20 protein-coding genes and 1 riboswitch are annotated in these 24,965 nt (G+C 70.6%); of the genes, 13 read left to right on the top strand and 7 right to left on the bottom strand.

The genetic code is table 11. The features are described 5' to 3' along the window. Positions 1-152: 152 nt before the first annotated feature. Positions 153-3,275 (top strand): efflux RND transporter permease subunit, encoded by a 3,123-nt coding sequence (locus OIE75_RS10155; protein WP_329470417.1) that lies wholly within the window; start codon positions 153-155, stop codon positions 3,273-3,275. A gap of 98 nt (positions 3,276-3,373) precedes the next feature. Here the strand turns inward: OIE75_RS10155 and nadA are convergent, their stop codons facing one another. Next, entirely contained in the window at positions 3,374-4,558 is a 1,185-nt protein-coding gene (gene nadA / locus OIE75_RS10150; protein ID WP_329470416.1) for a quinolinate synthase NadA, read from the bottom strand. A gap of 243 nt (positions 4,559-4,801) precedes the next feature. Here nadA and OIE75_RS10145 point away from each other — a divergent pair, with 243 nt between their 5' ends. Next, on the top strand, positions 4,802-5,158 hold the full coding sequence (locus OIE75_RS10145) for an iron-sulfur cluster assembly accessory protein (protein WP_122620514.1): 357 nt from the start codon (positions 4,802-4,804) through the stop codon (positions 5,156-5,158). Between the two features lie 92 nt (positions 5,159-5,250). On the opposite strand, the gene OIE75_RS10140 is transcribed toward OIE75_RS10145, so the two are convergent. Then, entirely contained in the window at positions 5,251-6,771 is a 1,521-nt protein-coding gene (locus OIE75_RS10140) for a hypothetical protein (RefSeq protein ID WP_329470415.1), read from the bottom strand. A gap of 92 nt (positions 6,772-6,863) precedes the next feature. Beyond that, entirely contained in the window at positions 6,864-7,073 is a 210-nt protein-coding gene (locus tag OIE75_RS10135) for a hypothetical protein (protein ID WP_125494738.1), read from the bottom strand. Positions 7,074-7,205: 132 nt separating this feature from the next. Between OIE75_RS10135 and OIE75_RS10130 the strand changes: the two genes are divergently transcribed. Beyond that, the gene (locus OIE75_RS10130) at positions 7,206-8,180 is read left to right on the top strand and encodes a carbohydrate kinase family protein (protein WP_122620517.1); all 975 of its coding nucleotides are present in this window, start codon (positions 7,206-7,208) and stop codon (positions 8,178-8,180) included. Between the two features lie 83 nt (positions 8,181-8,263). Here the strand turns inward: OIE75_RS10130 and OIE75_RS10125 are convergent, their stop codons facing one another. Beyond that, positions 8,264-9,646: a cysteine desulfurase/sulfurtransferase TusA family protein gene (locus OIE75_RS10125; RefSeq protein WP_329470413.1), complete on the bottom strand. Its 1,383-nt coding sequence runs from the start codon at positions 9,644-9,646 to the stop codon at positions 8,264-8,266. 300 nt (positions 9,647-9,946) lie between these two features. On the opposite strand from OIE75_RS10125, the gene ctaC reads away from it, so the two are divergent. From ctaC to OIE75_RS10105, 4 genes are all read left to right on the top strand, one after another. Next, positions 9,947-10,906 (top strand): aa3-type cytochrome oxidase subunit II, encoded by a 960-nt coding sequence (ctaC, locus tag OIE75_RS10120; protein ID WP_125491475.1) that lies wholly within the window; start codon positions 9,947-9,949, stop codon positions 10,904-10,906. Beyond that, positions 10,903-12,639 carry an aa3-type cytochrome oxidase subunit I gene (gene ctaD / locus OIE75_RS10115; RefSeq protein ID WP_125491476.1) on the top strand — a complete coding sequence of 579 codons (1,737 nt, stop codon included), beginning with the start codon at positions 10,903-10,905 and terminating at the stop codon, positions 12,637-12,639. Before ctaC ends, ctaD begins: the two co-directional genes overlap by 4 nt. Then, positions 12,636-13,034: a cytochrome c oxidase subunit 4 gene (locus OIE75_RS10110; RefSeq protein WP_064727489.1), complete on the top strand. Its 399-nt coding sequence runs from the start codon at positions 12,636-12,638 to the stop codon at positions 13,032-13,034. The genes ctaD and OIE75_RS10110 overlap by 4 nt, the downstream gene beginning before the upstream one ends. A gap of 128 nt (positions 13,035-13,162) precedes the next feature. Further along, positions 13,163-14,437 (top strand): L,D-transpeptidase, encoded by a 1,275-nt coding sequence (locus tag OIE75_RS10105; protein ID WP_329470411.1) that lies wholly within the window; start codon positions 13,163-13,165, stop codon positions 14,435-14,437. Positions 14,438-14,565: 128 nt separating this feature from the next. Here the strand turns inward: OIE75_RS10105 and OIE75_RS10100 are convergent, their stop codons facing one another. Beyond that, positions 14,566-14,967 carry a response regulator transcription factor gene (locus OIE75_RS10100; RefSeq protein WP_122614988.1) on the bottom strand — a complete coding sequence of 134 codons (402 nt, stop codon included), beginning with the start codon at positions 14,965-14,967 and terminating at the stop codon, positions 14,566-14,568. A gap of 207 nt (positions 14,968-15,174) precedes the next feature. Between OIE75_RS10100 and ctaE the strand changes: the two genes are divergently transcribed. The 6 genes from ctaE (at position 15,175) to OIE75_RS10070 (ending at position 22,296) form a co-directional block, all read left to right on the top strand. Further along, positions 15,175-15,795 carry an aa3-type cytochrome oxidase subunit III gene (gene ctaE, locus OIE75_RS10095; protein WP_064727486.1) on the top strand — a complete coding sequence of 207 codons (621 nt, stop codon included), beginning with the start codon at positions 15,175-15,177 and terminating at the stop codon, positions 15,793-15,795. Positions 15,796-15,860: 65 nt separating this feature from the next. Then, on the top strand, positions 15,861-16,670 hold the full coding sequence (gene qcrC / locus OIE75_RS10090; RefSeq protein WP_064727485.1) for a cytochrome bc1 complex diheme cytochrome c subunit: 810 nt from the start codon (positions 15,861-15,863) through the stop codon (positions 16,668-16,670). Then, a complete protein-coding gene (gene qcrA / locus OIE75_RS10085) occupies positions 16,667-17,725 on the top strand; it encodes a cytochrome bc1 complex Rieske iron-sulfur subunit (protein WP_307011479.1) in 1,059 nt (352 codons plus the stop codon). Before qcrC ends, qcrA begins: the two co-directional genes overlap by 4 nt. Continuing rightward, a complete protein-coding gene (gene qcrB, locus OIE75_RS10080; RefSeq protein ID WP_122614986.1) occupies positions 17,722-19,359 on the top strand; it encodes a cytochrome bc1 complex cytochrome b subunit in 1,638 nt (545 codons plus the stop codon). The genes qcrA and qcrB overlap by 4 nt, the downstream gene beginning before the upstream one ends. A gap of 130 nt (positions 19,360-19,489) precedes the next feature. Continuing rightward, complete coding sequence (gene trpD, locus OIE75_RS10075; RefSeq protein ID WP_329470410.1) at positions 19,490-20,554, top strand: anthranilate phosphoribosyltransferase; 1,065 nt, start codon at positions 19,490-19,492, stop codon at positions 20,552-20,554. A gap of 78 nt (positions 20,555-20,632) precedes the next feature. Continuing rightward, positions 20,633-20,749, top strand: a riboswitch (SAM riboswitch). 146 nt (positions 20,750-20,895) lie between these two features. Next, positions 20,896-22,296 carry an aminotransferase class V-fold PLP-dependent enzyme gene (locus tag OIE75_RS10070; RefSeq protein WP_329470409.1) on the top strand — a complete coding sequence of 467 codons (1,401 nt, stop codon included), beginning with the start codon at positions 20,896-20,898 and terminating at the stop codon, positions 22,294-22,296. Here the strand turns inward: OIE75_RS10070 and OIE75_RS10065 are convergent. Both OIE75_RS10065 and OIE75_RS10060 read right to left on the bottom strand, forming a co-directional pair. Next, complete coding sequence (locus OIE75_RS10065; RefSeq protein ID WP_443078322.1) at positions 22,233-23,507, bottom strand: glycerate kinase; 1,275 nt, start codon at positions 23,505-23,507, stop codon at positions 22,233-22,235. The genes OIE75_RS10070 and OIE75_RS10065 overlap by 64 nt on opposite strands. An 11-nt stretch (positions 23,508-23,518) precedes the next feature. Continuing rightward, a complete protein-coding gene (locus OIE75_RS10060; protein ID WP_329470408.1) occupies positions 23,519-24,934 on the bottom strand; it encodes an SLC13 family permease in 1,416 nt (471 codons plus the stop codon). Positions 24,935-24,965 lie beyond the last annotated feature (31 nt).

Below are 24,965 nucleotides of genomic sequence, written 5' to 3'. Positions count from 1 at the left end.
TACCCGCGTGTACTGCGGCGGCAGTAGGCGCCGGATAAGGAAATGGACCTGCGGGCTAGGGAACCGGGGCCGCCCATGGCCCAGGGTGGTGGGGTGGGCGTACAGACCTGCCCCGTCCCCTCCGCTCGGCCACAGAAGAGAGACCCTGACCCATGTCCTGGCTGTCGAGATTCAGCCTCGCGCAACGGGCCCTGATCGGGCTGATGTCGATCGTCGCGCTCGTCTTCGGGGCGATCGCGATCCCCCAGCTCAAGCAGCAGCTGCTGCCCACCATCGAACTCCCCATGGTGTCCGTGCTCGCGCCGTACCAGGGCGCCTCCCCGGACGTGGTCGAGAAGCAGGTCGTCGAGCCCATCGAGGACAGCCTCGAAGCCGTCGACGGGATATCGGGCGTCACGGCCACCGCCAGCGAGGGCAACGCCGTCATCATGGCGTCCTTCGACTACGGCCCGAACACCCAGCAGCTCGTCGCCGACGTCCAGCAGGCCGTCAACCGGGCCCGCGCGCAGCTCCCCGACGACGTCGACCCGCAGGTCATCTCCGGCTCGACGGACGACATCCCGACCGTCGTCCTCGCCGTCACCTCGGACGAGGACCAGCAGGCGCTGGCCGACCGGCTCGACAGGACGGTCGTCTCCGAGCTGAAGGACATCGACGGCGTCGCCCAGGTCACCGTCGACGGCGTGCGCGACGTCGAGGTCACCGTCACGCCGGACCCGGCGAAGCTGGCCGCGGCCGGGGTGAGCCCGCAGGTGCTCGCCCAGTCCCTCCAGGCCGGCGGCGCCACCGTCCCCGCGGGCTCCTTCGACGAGGACGGCGCCAACCGCACCGTCCAGGTCGGCGGCGGCTTCACCTCGCTCAAGCAGATCCAGGACCTCATGGTCACCGGCGAGGGCGTCGACAAGCCCGTCCGCCTCGGCGACGTCGCCACCGTCAAGGAGGAGGAGGCCAAGGCCGACTCCCTCACCCGCACCGACGGCAAGCCGTCCCTCGCCGTCGCCGTGACGATGGACCACGACGGCAGCGCGGTCGCCATCTCGAACGCGGTCGAGGACAAGCTTCCCGACCTGCGCGAGCAGCTCGGCTCCGGCGCGGAACTGACTGTCGTCAGCGACCAGGGCCCGGCGGTCTCCAAGGCCATCTCCGGTCTGACCACGGAGGGCGGGCTCGGTCTGCTCTTCGCCGTCCTGATCATCCTGGTCTTCCTGGCGTCCGTCCGCTCCACCCTGGTCACCGCGGTCTCCATCCCGCTGTCGGTGGTGCTGGCGCTGATCGTCCTGTGGACGCGCGACCTGTCGCTGAACATGCTGACGCTGGGCGCGCTGACCATCGCCATCGGCCGGGTCGTCGACGACTCGATCGTGGTCCTGGAGAACATCAAGCGCCACCTCGGCTACGGCGAGGAGCGCCGGGAGGCCATCCTCCAGGCCGTGCGCGAGGTCGCCGGAGCGGTCACCTCCTCGACGCTCACCACGGTCGCCGTCTTCCTGCCGATCGGTCTGGTCGGCGGCATGGTCGGCGAGCTGTTCGGCTCCTTCAGCCTCACCGTCACCGCCGCGCTGCTGGCGTCCCTGCTGGTGTCGCTGACGGTCGTCCCGGTCCTGTCGTACTGGTTCCTGCGGCCCCCGAAGGGCACCCCCGAGGACGCCGCCGAAGCCCGCAGGCTGGCCGAGGAGAAGGAGGCCAGGAGCCGCCTCCAGCGCTTCTACGTCCCCGTCCTGCGCTTCGCCACCCGCCGCCGGCTGACCAGCGTGGCCATCGCGGTCGTCGTGCTGATCGGCACCTTCGGCATGGCGCCGCTGCTGAAGACGAACTTCTTCGACCAGGGCGAGCAGGAGGTCCTCAGCGTCAAGCAGGAGCTGAAGCCGGGCACCAGCCTCGGCGCGACCGACGCCCAGGCGAAGAAGGTCGAGAAGCTGCTCGGCGACACCGAGGGCGTCAAGGACTACCAGGTCACCATCGGCTCGTCCGGCTTCATGGCCGCCTTCGGCGGCGGTACGGACACCAACCAGGCGTCGTACCAGATCATGCTGGAGGACTCCGCGTCCTCCGAGGACGTCCAGGACCACATCGAGGACGGTCTCGCGAAGCTCGACGGCATCGGCACCACCACGGTCGCCGCCGGTGACGGCTTCGGCAGCCAGGACCTGAGCGTCGTCGTCAAGGCGGCCGACGCGAAGGTGCTCCGGGACGCCTCCGAGCAGGTCCGCAAGACGGTCGCCGGCCTCGACGACGTCACCGACGTCACCAGCGACCTGGCGCAGAGCGTGCCGCGCATCTCGGTCAAGGCCAACGCCCGCGCCGCCGAGGCCGGTTTCACCGACCAGACGCTCGGCGCCGCCGTCGGCCAGGCCGTGCGCGGCACGCCCGCGGCCAAGGCGACCCTGGAGGACACCGAGCGCGACGTCGTGATCCGGTCGGCGCAGCCCGCCGAGACGATCGCCGAACTGAAGGCCCTGGACCTGGGTCCGGCCAAGCTCGGTGACATCGCCACCGTGCGACTGGTGGACGGTCCGGTCTCGATGACCCGGATCGACGGTCAGCGCGCGGCGACCATCACCGCCAAGCCGACCGGCGACAACACCGGCGCGGTCGGCACCGACCTCCAGTCGAGGATCAACGCGCTGGACCTGCCGGCCGGCGCCACCGCCGAGATCGGCGGCGTCACGGCGGACCAGGACGAGGCCTTCGTCAACCTGGGCCTCGCCATGCTCGCGGCGATCGCGATCGTGTTCATGCTGCTGGTCGGCACCTTCCGGTCGCTGGCCCAGCCGCTGATCCTGCTGGTGTCCATCCCGTTCGCGGCGACCGGCGCGATCGGCCTGCTGATCGCCACGGGCACCCCGATGGGCGTCCCGGCGATGATCGGCATGCTGATGCTGATCGGCATCGTGGTCACCAACGCGATCGTGCTGATCGACCTGATCAACCAGTACCGCAAGCAGGGCTACGGCGTGGTCGAAGCGGTCGTCGAGGGCGGCCGGCACCGGCTGCGGCCCATCCTGATGACGGCCCTGGCGACGATCTTCGCCCTCCTCCCGATGGCGCTGGGCGTCACCGGCGAGGGCGGTTTCATCGCCCAGCCGCTCGCGGTGGTCGTGATCGGCGGCCTGGTCACCTCGACCCTGCTGACCCTCCTGCTGGTCCCGACGCTGTACGCGATGCTGGAACTCCGCAAGGAGCGGCGCGCGAAGAAGCGGGCGGCGAAGAAGGGCGGCGGCGACGTGCCGCCGCAGGCGGCGGCTTCGGACGAGCCGGAGCCGGCGAAGGTCTGAGACCGCGAAATGACGGAGGTCCCGTTCGACACCGACGGTGTCGGGCGGGACCTCCGCCATTTCCGGCACCCCGCACAGGGTGGGTGGGACGGAACCCGCTACGGCAGCGCCAGCATCCGCTCGAGCGCCAGCTTCGCGAACGCCTCCGTCTCCGTGTCCACCTGGATGCGATTGACCAGCGTGCCCTCGGCCAGTGACTCCAGCGTCCAGACCAGGTGCGGCAGGTCGATGCGGTTCATCGTCGAGCAGAAGCAGACCGTCTTGTCGAGGAAGACGATCTCCTTGTCCTCCGCAGCGAAACGGTTCGCCAGCCGCCGGACCAGGTTCAGCTCGGTCCCGATGGCCCACTTGGAACCGGCCGGGGCCGCCTCCAGGGCCTTGATGATGTACTCGGTCGAGCCGACGTAGTCCGCCGCCGCGACGACCTCGTGCTTGCACTCGGGGTGCACGAGGACGTTCACCCCGGGTATGCGCTCGCGCACGTCGTTCACCGAGTCGAGGCTGAAGCGGCCGTGCACCGAGCAGTGCCCCCGCCAGAGGATCATCTTCGCGCCGCGCAGCTCCTCGGCGGTCAGCCCGCCGTTCGGCTTGTGCGGGTTGTAGACGACGCAGTCCTCGAGCGTCATGCCCATGTCCCGCACCGCGGTGTTGCGGCCCAGGTGCTGGTCGGGCAGGAACAGCACCTTCTCGCCCTGCTCGAAGGCCCAGTCCAGGGCACGCTTGGCGTTGGACGAGGTGCAGATGGTGCCGCCGTGCTTGCCGGTGAACGCCTTGATGTCCGCCGACGAGTTCATGTACGAGACGGGCACGACCTGCTCGGCGATCCCGGCCTCGGTCAGCGCGTCCCAGCACTCGGCGACCTGCTCGGCGGTGGCCATGTCCGCCATGGAGCACCCGGCGGCCAGGTCGGGCAGGACCACCTTCTGGTCGTCGGAGGTCAGGATGTCGGCCGACTCCGCCATGAAGTGCACACCGCAGAAGACGATGTACTCGGCCTCCGGGCGCGCGGCCGCGTCCCGGGCCAGCTTGAAGGAGTCACCCGTGACGTCGGCGAACTGGATGACCTCGTCGCGCTGGTAGTGGTGGCCGAGGACGAAGACCTTGTCCCCGAGCTTCTCCTTGGCCGCGCGGGCGCGTGCGACCAGGTCCGGGTCGGAGGGCGAGGGCAGGTCGCCCGGGCACTCCACGCCGCGCTCGCTCCTCGGGTCGGCCTCACGGCCGAGCAGCAGCAGGGCGAGGGGCGTCGGCTGTACGTCGAGCTCCTGGGTTTGGGCGGTGGTCACGACACGCACCCTTTCTACTTTTCGTCTAACTGACGCTATATATCATAACCGCTTCACGTCAGTTTGACGATGCCCATCGTGTCGGTGTGACGTGAATCCCGGTGCCGCTTACCGTGGGCGGGGCGTGTGCGAGCATGAAGGGAACACCGAGGACAAAGACTCGGGCCCGCCCGGAATGAATCCGCGGCTCCGCCGGTTGAAACCGTCGGTAAGCAGTCTCCGTACAACCCGGGAGAGATGTAGATGTCCGTATCGGACGAGTCCACCACCGTCACCGACGGCATCATCGTGACCGACGCCGCCGCGGCCAAGGTCAAGGCCCTGCTCGACCAGGAAGGCCGTGACGACCTCGCGCTGCGCGTAGCCGTCCAGCCCGGTGGCTGCTCCGGCCTGCGCTACCAGCTCTTCTTCGACGAGCGCTCGCTCGACGGCGACGTGGTGAAGGACTTCGACGGCGTCAAGGTCACCACCGACCGCATGAGCGCGCCGTACCTGGGCGGCGCCACCATCGACTTCGTGGACACGATCGAGAAGCAGGGCTTCACGATCGACAACCCGAACGCGACGGGTTCCTGCGCCTGCGGCGACTCCTTCAGCTGAGCCGCGCGGCACACGCGCACGCGACACGAAGAGGGCGGCGGCCCGGGGCGAGAACCCCGGGCCGCCGCCCTCTTCCGCTCACGCGCCCGGTGTCACCGGCCCCCGGAGGGCGCCGGCAGCCGCGCGCCGGGCTTGTGCAGCGGGACCTTCTCGCCGTCCGTGCCCACGACCTTCCGGTCACCGAGCGGTTCGTCGAGCCGCACCGTGCGCTCGTACTCCTTGGCGATCAGGATGCACACCTTGTCCGGATGCGGGGTCTCGGTCACCGTCACGGTCACCTCCCCGTCCTCCTCCTCGGCCTTCGCCTCGTAGTCCGCGCAGACCCCGCCCGTGAAGTGCACGGTCAGCTCTCCGCCCGCGGCCGTGTACCCGTTCACCCGCACGTCCCGCGGCTCGCCCGGCTTGGAGGTCGGCTCGTCGGACGGGGACGGCGAGGCCGGGGCCGCGGTGGTCAGGTACTTCGGCTCGACCGCCGGATACGTGACCATGGAACTGTCCTCCGCGCCCGGCGCGCGCACCTCGAACAGCCAGGAGGGCACCAGCGTCTGCCGCCCCCGCACCGGATGCGCGGCCAGACCGAACACCGCGTCCTCGACGGTGACCGTCTGCTTCCCGGGCTTCTCCGGTGAGCCGGTCGGCGGCGCGCACGGCGTGTCCGCGCCGTCCTCGTGCGGCACCGGGCTCGCGCAGCCCCCGATGCCTCCCACGCCGGGCCCGGAACCACCGCCCGGCGAGTTCAGCAGCGCCAGGGCCTCCTTCGCGTCCAGGACGGGGTACGTGTCCCCCTTGACCGGCGCCTTGACCTGCCCGCTGCCGCCGACCACGTCGCCCTGGGCACCGACGACCACGCCGGTCGTCCAGCCGTGTGTGGGCAGCCCGCCGACCTCGGGTTCGGCGTTCACGGCCCGCCGCACGCCCATGACCTGGCCCGCGTCCAGCTTGGCGTCGTCCTGGCCCAGCGCCTTCAGCACCGGCGCCGCCGCCTTCTTCGCGGCCGCCTCGCTCACCGGGCTCCCGTCGGCCGACGGGGCCTGGCACACGGCGCCCTTCTTGCAGTCGTCGGTGCCGGGTGTGTAGCGGTGGAACGTCCAGGTGCCCGGCGCCTGCGTGGTCACCGTCAGCAGGGGCCCCGAGCCGTCCTTGGCGTTGCCGACCTTCCAGGCCCCGCCCTGGACGCGCGGTGCGCCCGCCACCCCGAGCGCCTCGGCCAGCCGGGCCACCTCCGCCTCGGTGACCTCGCCCTTCGTCCGGTACACGGGCGCCGAGCCGGGCCCTTCGGGGAGGGAGCCGTCGGCGCGGTAGATGACGCCGTACGGGTCGGGCTCACCGGGCGCGATGCCGTTCGTCGCGTCCGTACCGCCGCCGGGGGACGTCCCGTGGTCGTCCAGGGCCAGCGGCGGGGGAGTGTCGTCGCCCGACGCCCCGGACGCCGTACCGCCGTCCGCGTCGCCGCCGGAGGCGGACGTGGCCAGGTAGGCACCGCCCGTGCCGACCAGCAGCACGGCGGCGGCGACCGACGCGACGACGGCCGCGGAGGGACGCCGTCGCGCGGGACGCCCGGTGCCGGCCTCGTCGGCGGCGGTGGCGTCGTTGTCGGGTCGCTCGCTGTTCACCGCATCGCTCCTTCAGCTGTTACCGGGGACAGCGATGGGACGCGGTGGGCGGGCATCCGGTTCCCGGCGACGGCGCGCGTCGCCCGAACGGCTCAGTCGCCGTAGTCCGACATCGCCTCCAGCAACCGGGCCGACGTCTGCGGCACCCGTACGCCGTGGAGCAGCGAGACGGGCACCGGGCGGGTGGCGACGTGAGCCGGGGCCGACCAGCGCGGGGTCATCCGGGCGCAGTCACCGCGCAGCGACGCCAGGTCGCCGTCCAGGTCGGCCGGGGCGGGGTCGGCGGTCCTCAGGTTCGTCATAACAGCACCGTAGGCACGTCACGGACCGCGAAGAAAGTTGTACTACCGGGTAGTTTTGCCTGCTTCGATCGCGAGGCGGTCCCGGGTAGCGTGAACTGTCAACCCGCCTCCTCTCAGGAGAGAGTCCACGCCGTGCGCATCGCAGTCACCGGCTCCATCGCCACCGACCACCTCATGACCTTTCCCGGCCGATTCTCCGACCAGCTCGTCGCGGACCAGCTGCACACGGTCTCGCTCTCCTTCCTGGTCGACCAGCTGGACGTACGCCGGGGCGGCGTCGCCGCGAACATCGCCTTCGGCATGGGCCAGCTCGGCATCCGGCCGATCCTGGTCGGCGCGGCCGGCTCGGACTTCGCCGAGTACCGCGCCTGGCTGGACCGGCACGGCGTCGACACCGGCTCGGTGCGCATCTCCGAGACCCTGCACACCGCCCGCTTCGTCTGCACCACCGACGCCGACCACAACCAGATCGGCTCCTTCTACACGGGCGCGATGAGCGAGGCCCGCCTCATCGAGCTGAAGACCGTCGCCGACCGCGTGGGCGGCCTCGACCTGGTCTCCATCGGCGCCGACGACCCGGAGGCGATGCTCCGGCACACCGAGGAGTGCCGCGCGCGGTCCATCCCCTTCGCCGCGGACTTCTCCCAGCAGATCGCCCGGATGAACGGCGACGAGATCCGGATACTGCTGGACGGGGCGACCTACCTCTTCTCCAACGAGTACGAGAAGGGGCTCATCGAGACCAAGACCGGCTGGACGGACGAGGAGATCCTCGGCCGCGTGGGGCACCGCGTCACCACCCTCGGCGCGCGGGGCGTACGGATCGAGCGGGCCGGCGAGGAGACCATCGAGGTCGGCGTGCCCGACGAGGAGCGCAAGGCCGACCCGACGGGGGTCGGCGACGCCTTCCGGGCCGGGTTCATGTCGGGACTGGCATGGGGGGTCTCGCTGGAGCGGGCGGCGCAGGTGGGCTGCATGCTGGCGACCCTCGTCATCGAGACGGTCGGTACGCAGGAGTACCAGCTGCGCCGGGGGCACTTCATGGAGCGGTTCACCAAGGCGTACGGGGACGAGGCCGCGGAGGAGGTCCGGGGACGGCTGGGCTGAGTCGTCGGGTGCGGGTCGTGGGGGGCTGGTCGGGCTCACGCGGCGGTGCCGCAAATCGACACCGCCCCGCGCACCTTGGCCAGTCAGCCGATCCGGCGTACCAAGTAAGCCGTCCCCCGGTCCGCCCGCTCCTCGCCCACGTACTCCTGGCCCCGCATCTCGCACCATGCCGGAATGTCCAGGCGGGCGGCCTCGTCGTCGGACAGCACTCGGACCGTTCCGCCGACGGGGACGTCGCCGATGACCTTGGCCAGTTCGATGACCGGGATCGGGCAGCGGCGGCCGATGGCGTCCACGACGAGGTCCGCCCCGGTCTCCGGGGCGGACTCCGCGGCCGCCGGCGCGCCCAGCCTCTCCCGCACCGCGGCCACCGCGCCCGGCAGCACCTCGAGGAACCGTTCCACGTCCTCGGCCGGCGTCCCCGGGGGCAGCGACACCCGGACGTTGCCCTCGGTCAGCACGCCCATCGCCTTGAGGACGTGGCTCGGCGTCAGCGTGCTGCTGGTGCAGGACGACCCGGACGAGACGGAGAAGCCGGCCCGGTCCAGCTCGTGCAGCAGAGTCTCCCCGTCGACATAGAGACACGAGAAGGTGACGATCCCGGGCAGCCGCCGCACCGCGTCGCCGACCACCTCGACGTCCGGCACCAGGCCGGGCACCCGCGCCCGGATCCGCTCCGTCAGCTCCCGCAGCCGGGCCGCCTCCTGCGCGGCCTCGGCCCGCACCGCCCGCAGCGACGCCGCCGCGGCCACGATCGCCGGGAGGTTCTCGAACCCGGGCGCCCGTCCCGACTCCCTCTCGTCCGCCGCCCCTTGCGGCGCGAACCGCACCCCCTTGCGTACGGCCAGCAGCCCGACCCCCGAGGGCCCGCCCCACTTGTGCGCGCTGGCCGTGAGCAGCGACCAGTCGCCCTGCACCTTCCCCCAGCCCAGCGACTGGGCCGCGTCCACCAGCAGGGGCACGCCCGCCGCCCGGCAGGCCTCCGCCACCCGCGCCACCGGCTGCTCGGTGCCGACCTCGTGGTTGGCCGACTGGAGGCAGGCCAGCGCGGTGCCGTCACCGAGGGCCGCGGCGAAGGCCCCCGCGTCCACCGCGCCGGCGCGGTCCACGGGGACCTGGGTGACGGTCCCGCCGTCACGCTCCAGCTCCTCGGCCGCGTGGAGTACGGAGGAGTGTTCGACGGCCGACACGATCAGGTGGCGTCCGACGCGCCGCCGCCCGGCCAGCGCACCCGCCACCCCTGAATGCACCGCCCGCGTCCCCGAAGGGGTGAACACCAGCTCGTCGGCCCGGCACCCCACCGCCTCGGCGGCGGCCTCCCGGGCGGCGTCGAGCAGCAGCCGCGCCCGGCGCCCCTCCCTGTAGAGCCGCGCGGGATCGGCCCACCCCTCGTCAAGAGAGGCCAGCAGCGCCTGCTGGGCAACGGAATGAAGGGGTGCAGCGGAAGCAGCGTCGAAGTAGGCCACGGGACAACGCTAGAACGCCGGGTGGTGCGGCGCCCCCTTAGGGGCGCGGGGACGGCGCGACAAGCCACGACGCACCGTCAGCCGCGAGACAACGCCCGCCCACCACCCCCGTAGGCACCCCATCCCACCCTTAAAGAGTGACCCCCGGCGCGTATGCCACCCTCCCCGCGACCCCCCGGAGGGCGTCGGCTAGGGTTTGGTCCGCATAAACATCAAACCCCTGCCCGACGCAGGGCGGCGACCGACCAGCGAGAAGGCCGCAGCCGAACAGCGCGGGCGAGACTCTCGGGAAGGCGCTACGTGAGTCCCAACGGCTCCGACCGCTCGCCGCGGCGCCCGATGCGGCGGAAGCTGCTGCAGGCACTGACCGCGGGCCTGGTCCTGGCGACCGCCACAGGTTGCACATACGAGGACTTCCCCCGCCTCGGCTTGCCCACCCCAACCACGGAAGAGGCTCCGCGGATCCTCTCCCTCTGGCAGGGATCCTGGGCTGCCGCGCTGGCCACCGGCGTGCTGGTGTGGGGCCTGATCCTGTGGAGTGTGTTCTTCCACCGGCGCAGCCGCACCAAGGTCGAGGTCCCTCCACAGACCAGGTACAACCTGCCCATCGAGGCGCTGTACACCATGGTTCCGCTCGTCATCGTCTCGGTGCTGTTCTACTTCACCGCGCGTGACGAGTCCGAGCTCCTGAGCCTCAAGAAGAAGCCCGACGTCACGGTCAACGTGGTCGGCTTCCAGTGGAGCTGGTGCTTCAACTACGTCGAGAGCGTCAACGGTTCCTCCGGTGACGCCAAGACCTCCGAGGAACTGTCCGCCATCCCGGACCGGTTCAAGGAGGACTTCCCGGCGAACGCCGGCGGCACCTACGACTGCGGTACCCCGAGCACGCGGAACCCGCAGACCGACAACCCCGGTCCGACCCTCTGGCTCCCCAAGGGCAAGACGGTTCGCTTCGTCCTGACCTCGCGTGACGTCATCCACTCCTTCTGGGTGGTGCCGTTCCTCATGAAGCAGGACGTCATTCCGGGCCACACCAACGCCTTCGAGGTGACCCCCAACAAGGAGGGCACCTTCCTCGGCAAGTGCGCCGAGCTGTGCGGCGTGGACCACTCCCGGATGCTGTTCAACGTGAAGGTCGTCTCCCCGGAGCGCTACGAGCAGCACCTCCAGGACCTCGTGAAGAAGGGGCAGACCGGTTACGTTCCCGCAGGCATCGCGCAGACGAGCCACGAGAAGAACCGGGAGACGAACAACCTGTGAGCATCCTCAACGAACCCCAGGGTGCCTCGGCAGCGGAGGACTCGTACGAGAACGAGCTGCCGGTACGGCGCAAGCAGCCCGGCAACGTCGTGATCAAGTGGCTGACGACCACTGACCACAAGACGATCGGCACGCTGTATCTGGTGACGTCGTTCGCCTTCTTCTGCATCGGCGGCGTGATGGCGCTCTTCATGCGCGCCGAGCTGGCCCGGCCGGGTCTGCAGATCATGTCGAACGAGCAGTTCAACCAGGCGTTCACGATGCACGGCACGATCATGCTGCTGATGTTCGCGACGCCGCTGTTCGCCGGCTTCACGAACTGGATCATGCCGCTGCAGATCGGTGCGCCGGACGTGGCGTTCCCGCGGCTGAACATGTTCGCCTACTGGCTGTACCTGTTCGGCTCGACCATCGCGGTGGGCGGGTTCCTGACCCCGCAGGGCGCGGCCGACTTCGGCTGGTTCGCCTACTCCCCGCTGTCCGACGCGGTGCACTCGCCCGGCATCGGCGGCGACCTGTGGATCATGGGTCTGGCCTTCTCCGGCTTCGGCACCATCCTCGGCGCGGTCAACTTCATCACCACGATCATCTGCATGCGCGCGCCCGGCATGACGATGTTCCGGATGCCGATCTTCACCTGGAACGTGCTGCTCACCGCGGTGCTGGTCCTGCTGGCCTTCCCGGTGCTGGCCGCGGCCCTGTTCGCGCTGGAGGCGGACCGCAAGTTCGGTGCGCACATCTTCGACTCGGCCAACGGCGGGGCGCTGCTGTGGCAGCACCTGTTCTGGTTCTTCGGCCATCCCGAGGTGTACATCATCGCGCTGCCGTTCTTCGGCATCGTCAGTGAGATCATCCCGGTCTTCTCCCGCAAGCCGATCTTCGGTTACACGGGTCTGGTCGCGGCGACCATCGCGATCGCGGGTCTGTCGGTGACGGTGTGGGCGCACCACATGTACGTCACGGGCGGCGTGCTGTTGCCCTTCTTCTCCTTCATGACCTTCCTGATCGCGGTCCCGACCGGTGTGAAGTTCTTCAACTGGATCGGCACCATGTGGAAGGGCTCGCTGTCCTTCGAGACACCGATGCTGTGGTCCACCGGCTTCCTGATCACCTTCCTCTTCGGTGGTCTGACCGGTGTCATCCTGGCCTCGCCGCCGCTGGACTTCCACGTCTCGGACTCGTACTTCGTGGTGGCGCACTTCCACTACGTGGTGTTCGGCACGGTGGTGTTCGCGATGTTCGCGGGCTTCCACTTCTGGTGGCCGAAGTTCACCGGCAAGCTGCTCGACGAGCGCCTGGGCAAGATCACGTTCTGGACGCTCTTCGTCGGCTTCCACGGCACGTTCCTGGTCCAGCACTGGCTGGGCGCCGAGGGCATGCCGCGCCGGTACGCCGACTACCTGGCGGCCGACGGGTTCACCGCCCTGAACACGATCTCGACGATCAGCTCGTTCCTGCTCGGCGCGTCGATCCTGCCGTTCTTCTACAACATCTGGAAGACGGCCAAGTACGGCAAGCCGGTCGAGGTGGACGACCCGTGGGGCTACGGGCGTTCGCTGGAGTGGGCGACCTCCTGCCCGCCGCCGCGGCACAACTTCCTCACCCTGCCGCGCATCCGCAGCGAATCCCCGGCGTTCGACCTGCACCACCCCGAGATCTCGGCGATCGACCAGCTGGAGAACGTCGGTCACGGGGAGAAGACCCTCGCCGGCGGCAAGGAGGCCGGGAAGTGAAGATCCAGGGCAAGATGTTCATCTGGTTGAGCGTCTTCATCCTCGTCGTGGCGGTCGTCTACGGCTACTGGTCCAAGGAGCCGGCCGGCACCACGGCGCTCTTCCTGGCCTTCGGCCTGTCCATCATGATCGGCTTCTACCTGGCCTTCACGGCCAAGCGGGTCGACGTCGGTGCGCAGGACAACAAGGAGGCGGACGTCGCGGACGACGCCGGCGAGGTCGGGTTCTTCAGCCCGCACAGCTGGCAGCCGCTCGCGCTCGGTCTCGGCGGTGCGCTCGCCTTCCTGGGCGTGGCCGTCGGCTGGTGGATCATGTACTTCTCGGCACCGGTGATCCTGGTCGGCCTGTTCGGCTGGGTCTTCGAGTACTACCGCGGTGAGAACCGCACCCAGTAGCACGCGCTGAGCACAGAGGGGCCCGGACACTCCGTCAGGAGCGTCCGGGCCCTTCGCATGCCGTACGCCTTTCACTCGTCCGGATTACCCACCGTGCCGTCCTTGACGTGGCTCCCTAGCGTGAGGCCATGAGCGACACGGTTCACTTCCAGGCGCGGGGGCGTACGGTCGTCGGCTGCACCCTGCTGGTGATGGCCCTCGCCACGGGCGTCACCGCCTGCACGGACGACGACAACCCGCTGTCGGCCTCGCCCTACGACGCGGCCGGCCAGATCTCCTTCAACGGCCCCAAGGACGCCGGGAAGAAGGCCGACCCGGACAAACCCCTGGAGGTCGTCGCCGAGGGCGCCGACGGGCGCATCACGGACGTCACGGCCATGGACGCGTCCGGCCGCTACGTCGCCGGCGAGCTGTCCGCCGACGGCGCCCGCTGGCACAGCACCTCACCCCTGGCCGCCAACGCCAGCTACACGGTGCGGGTCAGCACCGAGGACGACGACGGGGCGCCCGGCCGCAAGGTGCTCACCTTCGAGACGGGCAAGCCCGGCGCCAAGAAGACCCTGGGCATCACCTTCGGGCCCAAGGCGGGCGCGTACGGGGTCGGCCAGCCCGTCACCGCGGAGCTGAGCCAGCCGGTCAAGGACAAGGCGCAGCGGGCCATAGTGGAGCGTGCGCTGAAGGTGGACTCGACGCCCGCGGTGGAGGGCGCCTGGCACTGGGTGGACGACAAGAAGCTCCACTACCGCCCGAAGGAGTTCTGGCCCGCGCACGCGACCGTTCAGGTGCGCAGCACCCTCGAAGGCATCAAGGTCGGCGACCGGATGTGGGGCGGCGCCGCCAAGCCCCTGAAGATCACCACGGACGACCGGGTGGTGGCCGTCACCGACGCCGCCGCACACACGCTGACGGTCTTCCAGGACGGCGAGGAGATCAAGCAGATCCCGGTCACCACCGGCAAGCCCGGCTTCGACACCCGCAACGGCGTCAAGGTCGTCCTCGGCAAGGAACCCTTCGTACGCATGCGCAGCACGACCGTGGGCATCGCCGAGGGCTCCTCGGAGTCGTACGACCTGCCGGTCCACTTCGCCACCCGCGTCACCTGGAGCGGCGAGTACGTGCACGCCGCCCCCTGGTCCGTCGGCTCCCAGGGCTCGGCCAACGTCAGTCACGGCTGCGTCGGCATGAGCACCGCCAACGCGGAGTGGTTCTTCAAGGCCGTCCAGGAGGGCGACCTCGTGGAGGTGGTCAACTCCGGCGGCGAGATGATGGAGCCGTTCGGCAACGGCTTCGGCGACTGGAACCTGGACTGGAACAAGTGGCGCACCGGCAGCGCCCTCACGGGCGGCGGGGGCAGCGCCTCCGGCACCGGAGAGCAGGCCCGGCTGCGACCTGAGAGCGTGTGACGACGCCCCCCGGGGCAGCGCCGCCGGGGGGCGGGGCTGTGCGATATGCGGCTCCGCCGCGTGGGCGCGACAAGCCACGACGCAGCCGCACCCGCCGCACGACTCCCGCCCCCGCCCCCTCAGGCGTCCTAAACGCCCTGGAGCCGCTTCTCCCGCAGCAGCGCGGCCAGCGCACCCGCGAACTCCACCGGCTCCACCGGCAGCGTCACAGCCGCCTCCGCCCGACTCCACGTGGCCAGCCACGCATCCTGCGGCCGCGCGATCAGCAGCAGCACCGGCGGGCACATGAAGACCTCGTCCTTGATCTGGCGGCAGACCCCCATGCCGCCCATGGGAACGGCCTCCCCGTCCAGCACGCAGACGTCGATCCCGCCCTTGTCCAGCTCCTTGATCACGGCGGCCGGGGTGGCGCACTCCACGAACTCGACGACGGGGACGTCCGGAGCCGGCCGGCGGCCGGTCGCGAGCCGCACCTGTTCGCGGGTGTTGGAGTCGTCGCTGTAGACCAGCACCGTGGCGGTCGCCTGCATGCTTCCTCCGATACGCGGTGAAGACCGGTAAGGCTGTCGTGGCTGTCGTAGCCCGTTGGGCCGGATGCTACTCCCTTGAACACCTCGTCAACACCGGTTGGGACACGGCTTCGACGGGCCGTTCGATGGGCCATACGGGCAGTACAGACGGGGCGGACACTCCGAACGGCACCCCCCGGGGTGAGGGCGGGATAAGCGACCGACATAATGTCGGTCGTGGCGACAGCAACGACAGTAGAAACCGGGCACGCGCACCCGTCGGTCAACCGGCCGAACCTCACCAGCGTCGGAACCATCATCTGGTTGAGTTCCGAGCTGATGTTCTTCGCGGCCCTCTTCGCGATGTACTTCACCCTGCGATCGGTGACCGGCCCGGACTTCTGGTCCGAGAAGGCCGACGCGCTGAACTTCCCGTTCTCCGCGACGAACACCACGATCCTGGTGCTCTCCTCCCTCACCTGTCAGCTCGGCGTGTTCGCGGCCGAGCGCGGTGACGTGAAGAAGCTCCGGATGTGGTTCATCGTCACCTTCGTGATGGGTGCGATCTTCATCGGCGGTCAGGTGTTCGAGTACACCGAGCTGGTCAAGCACGAGGGTCTCTCGCTCTCGTCCGACCCGTACGGCTCGGCGTTCTACCTGACCACCGGCTTCCACGGACTGCACGTGACGGGCGGCCTCATCGCCTTCCTGCTGGTCCTCGGCCGCACCTACGCGGCCCGGAGGTTCACCCACGAGCAGGCGACCGCGGCCATCGTCGTGTCCTATTACTGGCACTTCGTCGATGTCGTCTGGATCGGCCTCTTCGCCACGATCTACATGATCAAGTAGTCGCGGCACGCACCCGCGCAATACCAGAAGCATCGACGCAGAAGATCCTGACACCGGGGTAATCCGTGAAAAAGCTCTCCGCACGACGACGCCATCCGCTGGCGGCGCTCGTCGTCCTACTCCTCGCGCTGGCATGCACAGGGGGGCTGTACGCCGCGTTCGCACCCGCGAGCAAGGCGCAGGCCGATGAAACCGCCCAGTCCCTCGCCATCGACGAGGGCAAGAAGCTCTATGCCGTCGGCTGCGCCAGTTGCCACGGCACCGGAGGGCAGGGCACCACCGACGGCCCGAGCCTGGTGGGCGTGGGCGCCGCCGCCGTCGACTTCCAGGTCGGCACCGGCCGCATGCCGGCCCAGCAGCCCGGCGCGCAGGTCCCGAAGAAGAAGGTCATCTACTCCCAGGCGGAGATCGACCAGCTCGCGGCCTACATCGCCTCGCTGGGTGCCGGCCCCGCCGTCCCCTCGGAGGAGAAGTACGGCCCGGAGGGCGCGGACATCGCCAAGGGTGGCGAGCTGTTCCGCACCAACTGCGCGCAGTGCCACAACTTCACCGGCAAGGGCGGCGCCCTGACGCACGGCAAGTACGCGCCGACCCTCGAGGGTGTCGACCCCAAGCACATCTACGAGGCCATGCAGACCGGCCCGCAGAACATGCCCTCCTTCCCCGACACCACGCTGTCGGAGCAGAACAAGAAGGACATCATCGCCTACCTGGACGCGGTCAACGGTGACGACACCGTCGAGCCCGGTGGTCTCAGCCTCGGTGGACTGGGTCCGGTCAGTGAGGGTCTGTTCGCGTGGGTCTTCGGACTGGGCGCGCTGATCGCGGTCGCCGTCTGGGTCGCCGCTCGGACCGCAAAGGCCAAGAAGTCATGAGTAGCCAAGACATTCCAGAAGAGAACCTGCCCGCTGAGCAGGGCCACGCGCACGGCGCGGTGAAGGTCGCGGACGAGGAGAACCCGTTCGCCGACCCGGGGCTGCCGCCCCACGAACACCGGATCCAGGACATCGACGAGCGGGCCGCCAAGCGGTCCGAGCGCACGGTCGCCCTGCTGTTCACGGTGTCGATGCTGGCCACCGTCGGCTTCATCGCCTCGTTCGTGGCGATCCCGGTCGACAAGCCGGTCTACATCTGGCCGCTCGGTCACATCAGCGCGCTGAACTTCGCGCTCGGCATGACGCTCGGCGTCGCGCTGTTCGCGATCGGCGCGGGCGCGGTCCACTGGGCCCGCACCCTGATGTCCGACGAGGAGGTCGCCGACGAGCGGCACGCGATCGAGGCCGACACCGAGACCCGTGCCAAGGTCCACGCGGACTTCAAGCAGGGCGCCAAGGAGTCCGTGATCGGGCGCCGCAAGCTGATCCGCAACACGATGCTGGGCGCGCTCACCCTGGTGCCGCTCTCCGGCGTCGTCCTGCTGCGCGACCTCGGCCCGCTGCCCGGCACCAGCCTCCGCCACACCATGTGGTCCAAGGGCAAGCTGCTCGTCAACATGAACACCAACGAGCCGCTGCGTCCCGCCGACGTCGCGGTGGGCTCCCTCACCTTCGCCAAGCCCGAGGGCCTGGAGGAGCACGACGAGGGGTTCATGAACGAGATCGCCAAGGCGGCCCTGATGATCATCCGGCTGGAGCCGGACGCCATCAAGGACAAGCGCGAGCTCGAGTGGTCGCACGAGGGCATCGTGGCGTACTCGAAGATCTGCACCCACGTCGGTTGCCCGATCTCCCTGTACGAGCAGCAGACGCACCACGCGCTCTGCCCCTGCCACCAGTCCACCTTCGACCTTGCCGACGGTGCCCGGGTGATCTTCGGTCCCGCGGGTCACGCCCTGCCGCAGCTGCGCATCGGCGTGAACGACGAGGGGTACCTCGAAGCGCTCGGCGACTTCGACGAGCCCGTCGGTCCTTCCTTCTGGGAGCGCGGATGAGTACTACACCCAACGAAGCCCCGCGCTCTCGCGGGAAGGCACCGGCCGGCGAGCGCGTCGCCGACTGGGCCGACGGCCGGCTGGGGATCTACTCCCTGGCCAAGGCCAACATGCGCAAGATCTTCCCCGACCACTGGTCGTTCATGCTGGGTGAGATCTGCCTCTACAGCTTCATCATCATCATCCTCACGGGTGTGTACCTGACGCTGTTCTTCCACCCGTCGATGAACGAGGTCACGTACCACGGCTCGTACGTGCCGCTCCAGGGCCAGCTGATGAGTGAGGCGTACGCCTCCACGCTGGACATCAGCTTCGACGTCCGCGGCGGTCTGCTCATCCGGCAGATCCACCACTGGGCGGCGCTGATCTTCCTGGCCGGCATGTTCGTGCACATGATGCGCGTCTTCTTCACCGGCGCGTTCCGCAAGCCGCGTGAGATCAACTGGCTGTTCGGCTTCCTGCTGCTCGTCCTCGGCATGTTCACCGGCTTCACCGGTTACTCGCTCCCGGACGACCTGCTCTCCGGCACCGGTATCCGCTTCATGGAGGGCGCGATCCTGTCCGTGCCGATCGTCGGCACGTACATCTCGTTCTTCCTGTTCGGCGGGGAGTTCCCCGGACACGACTTCGTGGCCCGGTTCTACTCGATCCACATCCTGCTGCTGCCGGGCATCATGCTCGGCCTGGTGGTCGGCCACCTGATCCTGGTCTTCTACCACAAGCACACGCAGTTCGCGGGTCCCGGCAAGACCAACAAGAACGTCGTCGGCATGCCGCTGCTGCCGGTGTACATGGCGAAGGCCGGAGGCTTCTTCTTCCTGGTCTTCGGTGTGATCGCCGCCGTCTCGGCCATCGCCACGATCAACCCGATCTGGGCCATCGGCCCCTACCGGCCGGACCAGGTCTCCACCGGCGCACAGCCCGACTGGTACATGGGCTTCTCCGAGGGCCTGATCCGCGTGATGCCGGGCTGGGAGATCAACTTCTGGGGTCACACACTCGCCCTGGGCGTGTTCATCCCACTGCTGATCTTCCCGCTGGTGCTGGTCGCGATCGCGGTCTACCCGTTCATCGAGTCCTGGGTCACCGGGGACAAGCGCGAGCACCACATCCTGGACCGCCCGCGCAACGCCCCGACGCGCACCGCCTTCGGCGTCGCCTGGATGACGGTGTACTTCGTGCTGCTGATCGGTGGCGGCAACGACCTGTGGGCCACCCACTTCCACCTGTCGATCAACGCGATCACCTGGTTCGTCCGCATCGCGTTCTTCGTCGGGCCGGTCCTCGCGTTCATCGCCACCAAGCGGATCTGCCTCGGCCTCCAGCGCCGGGACAAGGAGAAGGTGCTGCACGGCCGCGAGTCGGGCATCATCAAGCGCCTGCCGCACGGTGAGTTCATCGAGGTGCACGAGCCGCTCAGCCAGGAGCAGCTGCACACCCTCACCGCGCACGAGCAGTACAAGCCGGCCGAGATCGGCCCGACGGTCGACGAGAACGGCGTCGAGCGCAAGGTGTCCCGCGGCGAGAAGCTCCGCGCCAAGCTGAGCGAGTCGTACTACGGCGAGGAGTCGCAGATTCCGAAGCCGACCGTCGAGGAGTACAAGGAGATCACGAGCGGCCACGGCCACCACTGACCCTCCCGCGTCGCCACACCACGGTCGAAGGGCCCCGTCCGTTCCGCGGACGGGGCCCTTCGCCGTGCCCGGGGCTGGATAGGGTGGGACCACACTCCTTCTCCACGACCTACGACCATCAGGAGCGACCATGAGCGCTGTGACCCCCGCTGGAGGCGACACCGCGGGCGGCCGCTCCTGGCCCGCCCTGCTGAACCGGCTGCTGGACGGCCACGACCTGTCCCAGGACGACACCGCGTGGGCGCTGGACGTGATCATGCGCGGCGAGGCGACCGACGCGCAGATCGCCGGCCTCGCGGTGGGCCTCCGGTTCAAGGGCGAGACCGTGGAGGAGATCTCCGGTCTGGTCCGCACCATGTACGCGCACGCCAACGTCATCGAGGTGCCGGGCGAGACCGTCGACATCGTCGGGACCGGGGGCGACGGCGCGAAGACGGTCAACATCTCCACCATGTCGGCGATCGTCGTGGCCGGCACCGGCGCGAAGGTCGTCAAGCACGGCAACCGCGCCGCCTCCTCCGCGTCCGGCGCCTCCGACGTACTGGAGAAGCTGGGCGTCAACCTGGAGCTGACTCCGCAGCGGGTCGCCGAGGTCGCCGACGAGGCCGGCATCACCTTCTGCTTCGCCGTGAAGTTCCACCCGGCGCTGCGCCACGTGGCCTCGGCGCGCGGCCAGCTCGGCATCCGCACGGTGTTCAACTTCCTCGGCCCGCTGACCAACCCCGCGAAGGTCAAGGCCCAGGCGATCGGCGTCGCCCACGCCCGGATGGCGCCGATCATCGCCGGTGTCTTCGCCGAGCGCGGCCACTCGTCCCTGGTCTTCCGGGGCGACGACGGCCTCGACGAGCTGACCACGACCGCCACCTCCCGGGTCTGGGTCGTGCGCGACGGCCGGGTGACCGAGGAGACCTTCGACCCGCGCGACGTCGGCCTCGAACTGGTGCCGGTCGAGGCCCTGCGCGGCGCCGACGCCTCCTACAACGCCGACGTCGCCAGGCGCCTGCTGAACGGCGAGACGGGCCCCGTGCGGGACGCCGTGCTGCTGAACTCGGCGGCCGCCCTGGTCGCTCTGGAGGGCGGCGAGGGACCCCTGCCGGAGCGCATCCGGGGCGGCATGGACCGGGCGGCCGAGGCGATCGACTCGGGCGCCGCCAAGCGTGCCCTGGACCGCTGGGTGGCCGCCAGCAACGCGTAGGCCCCACCGTGTGACGTGCGTCCCGCGATCCGGACTCGGGTTGCGGGACGCCGATCACTTCCCATAAGTTTTTCGACAGGTCATGAGTGACAGTCATGAGGCCCCGGCCGACTGTCCGGCAACCCTCCGTCCGTGGCGGGGTGCCCCGGGTGAAGACCAGGTCGTGGACAGCAAGGTTCACGGCAAGCGCGGACCCCTCGCGAAACCAGGGGTCCTGGGTCGTCCGAGGGAGTCTCCCGTGAACCAGCGAATGCGATAGGGCCGCAGAGCCCCGCCTCCGCACACCCTCTTCTTCTCTTTCCCAGCGCTCTGCCTCGCGCTGGTCCTCACGGGAGTCCGCCATGTCCGTACCCACTGCTGTCACCACCCCGCTGCCCGTTCTGGGCCGCGACGTCACCGTCCCGCTCGTCACCGGCGGCGAGGTCACCTACGCCGCGCTCGACTACGCCGCCAGCGCCCCCGCTCTCCAGCGGGTCTGGGACGACGTGGCGGCCTACGCCCCGTACTACGGCAGCGTGCACCGCGGGGCCGGGTACCTGTCGCAGCTGTCGACCGACCTGTTCGAGAACGCCCGCGACACCGTCGCCGAGTTCCTCGGCTGCCGGCAGGACGACCAGGTCGTGTTCACCCGGTCCACCACCGACTCCCTCAACCTGCTCGCCGGCGCGCTGCCCGCCGGCTGCCGGGTCTTCGTCTTCGAGACCGAGCACCACGCCTCGCTGCTGCCCTGGGGGTCCCCCCACGCCGCAGGGCGTAGGGGGAGGGACGCGGACGTGACCTACCTCGACGCCCCCCGCACCCACGCCGAGGCCGTCGAGACCCTGGAGCGCGCCCTCGCCGCCCGCGAGCCGTACGGGCCCGCCCTGGTCTGCGTCACCGGCGCCTCCAACGTCACCGGCGAGCTGTGGCCGGTGCGTGAACTGGCCGCCGCCGCGCACGCGCACGGCGCCCGGATCGTGCTGGACGCCGCCCAGCTCGCCCCGCACCACCCGGTGAGCGTGCGCGACCTCGACGTCGACTGGGTCGCCTTCTCCGGCCACAAGCTGTACGCCCCGTTCGGCTCCGGCGTGCTGGCCGGCCGGGCCGACTGGCTGCGCGAGGCCGAGCCGTACCTCGCCGGCGGCGGTGCCAGCCGCAGCGTCACCCGGCGCGCCGACGGCGGTGTGGACGTGCGCTGGCACGAGAGCGCCGCCCGGCACGAGGCCGGTTCGCCCAACGTCATCGGCGCCTACTCGATCGCCTCCGCCTGCAAGGCGCTCACCGAGGCCGGGTTCGACTCGCTCGTCGCCCGCGAGGAGTACCTGATCGCCAAGGTGCGGGAGGGTCTCGCCGAGGTGCCCGAGGTGCGGATCCTCTCCCTCTTCGGCGACGACGCGCCCCGCGTGGGCGTGCTCTCCTTCGTCGTCGACGGCTGGAACAGCTCCCACTTCGCGGCCGCGCTCTCCGCCGAGTACGGCATCGGGGTGCGCGACGGCCTGTTCTGCGCCCACCCGCTGGTGCGCACCCTGCTCGGCGGCGAGCCCGGGGCGCAGGGCGAGTGCGGCGCCCCCGAGGCGGCGCCGGGGGAGAAGTCCCTCAACGCCATCCGCGTGAGCTTCGGCGCCGGCACCCCGGACGAGCACGTCGAGCGGTTCGTGCACGCCGTCAAGGAGCTGGTCAGCGACGGCGCCCGGTGGAGCTACCGCACCGAGGACGGGCGCTGCGTGCCCGACACCTCCGCCGCCCTGGGCTCCGCCGCCTGAGCCGGCCGGCCCGGCAGCCGCGACCCGAGGAGAACCATCCGCAGGGCCCGCTCCGTGGCGTCCGTCAGCAGCTCGGCGGCCCGCGACAGCGCGTCCGCCAGCGCCATCGGGGCCGGCATGATCCCGTGGCAGGCGTCCACCCCCGGCACGTCGTGCGCGCCCTCGCCGAGCGTGCCGGCCAGGGCGAGGACCGGACGGCCGTGGAGCTTGGCGCGCCGGGCCACCTCCGCCGGTACCTTGCCGCGCGGCGTCTGGTGGTCCAGGGCGCCCTCGGCGGTCAGCACCAGGTCGGCACGGGCGAGGCGGGCGTCCAGGTCGAGGTGGTCGAGCAGCACGTCGAAACGGGGCAGCAGCCGGGCGCCGAGGGCGGCCAGCCCGGCGCCGAGTCCGCCGGAGGCACCGGTGCCGGGGCCGCCCCGCAGGTCCGTGCCGATGACCGAGAGGTCGCGGGTGAGGACGCGCGCCCAGTTCTCCAGACCGGCCGACAACTGCTCCACCTGCGCGGGCGTCGCCCCCTTCTGCGGGCCGAACACCCGGGCCACGCCCCGCTCGCCGCACAGCACGTTGTACGGATTGCAGGCGACGAGCAGCTCGGTGTCCTTCAGGCGGGTGTCCAGGCCGGACGGGTCGACCCGGGCCAGCCGGACCAGCTCGCCCCCGCCGGGCGGCAGTTCGAAGCCGTCCGCGTCCAGCAGCCGCGCCCCGAGCGCCTGGAGCGCCCCCGCGCCCCCGTCCGACGTACCGGAGTCGCCGCAGCCGACCAGGATCCGCCGCACCCCGGTGTCGAGCGCGGCACCGATCAGCTCGCCGACGCCGTACGTGGTCGTCGCGCCGGGGTCGCGCAGGGCGCGGGGGACCAGGGACAGACCCGCGACCGCGGCCATCTCCACCACCGCCGTGTCCCGGCCGCCGAGCAGCGCGAAGTGGGTGCCGACGGGCTCGCCGACCGGGCCGGTGGCGGCCAGCGCGACCAGCCGCCCACCGGTCGCGGCGGCCAGCGCCACGGCCGTGCCCTCACCGCCGTCGACCAGCGGGATCCGGTCGATCTCGGCAGCCGGCAGCACCCGGCGGACACCGGCCGCGATGGCGTCGGCGGCGGCCTGCGCGGACAGCGACTCCTTGAAGCCGCTGGGGGCGACGACGACACGGTGCAGTTTGGAGGACGCGGAGGACGCGGAGGGCACAGACGGCGGGGCGGACATGGCGGACATGGCGGACTCCTTCATCGGGTGACGGGCACGCCGAGCAGCGGCCAGACGGCGGCGGCGAAGAACAGCACGAGGAGGGCGGTCAGCGGGGCCAGGACGGCGGACAGCCGCAGCAGGTCGCGCGGGGTGTAGGTGGGGGTGCCGGGGATGTCGGAGAAGAGCGTGACCGGCTTGGCGGAGGCCGGCAGCGTGTGGCAGAAACCGGCCGCGGCGGTCGAGGCGAGCGCCGCCGCGACCGGGTTGACCCCCGCGCCGACGGCCGCGGCGATCACCAGCGGGACCAGCACGGACGAGCGGGCCGAACGGGACTGGAGGACCAGGTGGGCCGCCGTGCTCACCGCGACCACGACCCCGAGGAAGAGGGCCGGCGCCACGTGGGCGGGCAGCCCCGACACCAGCCACTTCGCCGCCCCGGAGTCCGCGAGCGCCACGCCCATCGCCATGGTCGCCGCCATGAACAGCAGCAGCGACCAGGGCACCGTCTTCAGCGCGTCCTTGAGCCGTACGGTGCCCAGCGCGGGGGAGGAGGCGACGACCGCCCCGATCAGCGCCACCACGGCGGGCGACACGTGGTGCAGGGGCTCGCTGCACCACAGCGCCACCACCGTGGCCAGCAGCAGGGCGCAGCGCTTCTCCGCCTGCGTCCAGGGGCCGGTGACCGGGCTCTCGCTGTGCCGCTGTATCTCCTCGGCGGTGATGTGGACCGGGCCCTGCCGGTCCGCCCGGCGCGTGGTGGTCAGCAGCACGGTCTCGGCGGCCAGGTGGGAGGACGCCACCGCCAGCGGCAGCCCCAGCAGCAGCCATTGCGTGAACCCGATCCGGTTCCCGGTCGCCTCCCACAGCACCGACACGGTGATCAGGTGCGCGCCCGCGCCGATCAGGGTGGCGACCGCCGACAGCAGGATCACCGTCGGGAACAGCAGCGCCAGCATCACCACCAGCCGCTTCCGGTCCGCGAGGGCCTTGGCGAGCGCCAGGAACACCGGCAGCGCGAGCGCCGCCCGGCCCGACGTGGCCGGCACCGCGAACGCGGTCACGACCAGCGCGGCCGTCGTCAGGTGCACCAACTGCCGTACGGTGCGCGCCCCGCCGACCAGGAACGCCGCCGCCCGCCCGGCCAGCCCGGTCCGCGCCACCGCCGCCGCCAGTACGAAGGCGCAGATCAGCAGCCACACCGTGGCGTCCCCGAGGGTGCCGAAGAGGGTGTCGCTGCTGATCACTCCGGTCGCGGTCAGCGCGAGCCCGGCGCCCAGCGCGATGTACGTGTCGTCGATCGGCGTGCCGATCCAGGCACAGGTCGCCAGCGCGAACACGGCCAGGGTGAGCCGCGCGTCGCCGCCCAGGGCGGGGAAGTTGGCGGGGACCGCCAGCAGCGCGCACAGGGACAGCGCCACGCACAGGGCCGCCGCGAGGCGGAGGTTCAACGTCACGTCATCGAGGGTTCACGGGTGCGGTGAGCCA

It is taken from the genome of Streptomyces sp. NBC_01723 (genome assembly GCF_036246005.1).
Lineage (GTDB): Bacteria > Actinomycetota > Actinomycetes > Streptomycetales > Streptomycetaceae > Streptomyces.
The sequence above is the reverse complement of the archived record's forward strand: the minus strand, read 5'-3'. Positions and strand labels throughout refer to the sequence as shown.